Source organism: Micromonospora sp. GCM10011542, from assembly GCF_042650685.1.
Taxonomy (GTDB): Bacteria; Actinomycetota; Actinomycetes; order Mycobacteriales; family Micromonosporaceae; genus Micromonospora.
This window is the reverse complement of sequence record NZ_JBHSBO010000078.1, coordinates 1-1,115: the sequence shown is the minus strand read 5'-3', so window position 1 is coordinate 1,115 and position 1,115 is coordinate 1. Positions and strand designations below refer to the sequence as shown.

General features: G+C 68.7%; 1 protein-coding gene. It reads left to right on the top strand.

From position 1 onward, the window contains the following. Positions 1 to 8: 8 nt before the first annotated feature. The coding region (gene pglX, locus ACFOW4_RS30220) for a BREX-2 system adenine-specific DNA-methyltransferase PglX (RefSeq protein ID WP_377533713.1) at positions 9 to 1,115 on the top strand (1,107 nt) is incomplete at its 3' end.

Below are 1,115 nucleotides of genomic sequence, written 5' to 3'. Positions count from 1 at the left end.
TGGATGGGTTGGCGCAGCGGTTGTCGAGCTTGACCCCGGCGGCGGTTGCTGCTTCGGGGGTGCCTACCCGGCAGCGGCTTGCGGAGGCGGAGGTGGCGTACCGCTCGGTGCGGGCGCGGATGATCGCGTTGCAGGAGGAGTTGGACTGGGAGGTCTACCGTCTGTACGGGCTGATCGACGAGGACCTGACCTGCGCCAACCCACCGGAGCTGGCGTTGGGGGAGCGGGCTTTCGAGATCGTCCTGCACACCAGCGGTGCCCAGACCGAGTGGTTCAACCGGCACGGGTCCAAGCCGATCGATCGACCGCAGCCGCACTGGCCAGCGGAGTACCGGTCGCTGGTCGAGCGGCGGATTGCCGCCATCGGGTCCAACCGGCACATTGGGTTGATCGAGCGGCCGGAGTGCAAGCGGCGCTGGTCCACCGACGGGTGGGAGAAGATGCAGTCGGTCGCGTTGCGGGACTGGCTGCTCGATCGGTTGGAAGCGCCGGAGCTGTGGGGTGGGCAGCCGGTGCCGCTGTCGGTAGCGCAGCTCGCCGACCGGGTTGGTAGCGAGCAGGATTTCCGGGCGGTGCTGGACCTGTGGGTCGGGCACGACAACTACGACTTGACCAGGACGCTGGGTCTGCTGATCGCCGACGAGCATGTGCCGTATCTGCCGGCGCAGCGCTATAAGCCGTCCGGGCTGCGTAAGCGCGCGCAGTGGGAGCGGACCTGGGCGTTGCAACGCCAGGAGGATGCGGGGGAGAAGGCCACCATTGAGGTGCCGCCGAAGTATGCCTCGGCGGACTTCGCCCGGCCGTCGTACTGGCGGGCGCGCGGGAAGCTCGACGTGCCGAAGGAGCGGTTCATTTCGTACCCGCAGGCGGGGCGGGACAGCGACGGCAGTGAGCTGCTGGGCTGGGCTGGGTGGGATCACCTGAAGCAGGCGCAGGCGCTCGCCACCGTCTATCTTGACCGGAAGACGCAGGAGGCGTGGCCGGCGCACCGGCTACTACCCCTGCTCGCTGGGCTGGTCGAGATTGAGCCGTGGCTGCACCAGTGGCACTCGGGCGAGGAGCCCGGGTTCCCCGGGGCGCCCGCCGAGTTCTTCACTACATTCATCGACGCCGAG